At 81.3% G+C, this 417-nt stretch carries 1 protein-coding gene; it reads left to right on the forward strand.

Annotated features, from left to right (window positions below):
* Positions 1 to 417 (forward strand): FAD-dependent oxidoreductase (locus ENE75_RS25015; protein ID WP_199232425.1); only part of this gene is annotated, 417 nt, incomplete at both ends.

Genomic DNA, 417 nt, shown 5'->3' on the forward strand with positions numbered 1-417 from the left:
GGCCCGGGCCGGCCGCGCCCTCCCGCACCTGGGCGGGCACTCTGCGCTCGGCCCCAGCGGCGCCGGCCGTCTGTGCGCCGTGCGCGTGGCCGGCCGGCTGGCGTCGGCCGGCCCCCCCCGCGGGGCGGCCGGGGCCGAGGCGCTGCGGGCCGGCGGCCACGCCGGCACGAGCACGCGGCTGGGCGACGCGCCGCACGGCCCCTCCCACCGGCCGCCGCTGGCCCAGGGCTGGCGGGCCGGCGAGATGCAGGCGGCGCAGCTGGGGATGCGCGCGCCGGAAATGCTGGCGAAGAAGGGCATCGTGCTGCGCACCGGCGTCTCGGTGAGCGCCATCGACCGGGCGGCCCGCTGCGTCCACCTGGCCGATTGCACGTGCGAACCCTACGATGCGCTGGTGCTGGCCACCGGCGCCACGCC

It is taken from the genome of Rubrivivax albus (assembly GCF_004016515.1).
Classification (GTDB): domain Bacteria; phylum Pseudomonadota; class Gammaproteobacteria; order Burkholderiales; family Burkholderiaceae_C; genus Rubrivivax; species Rubrivivax albus.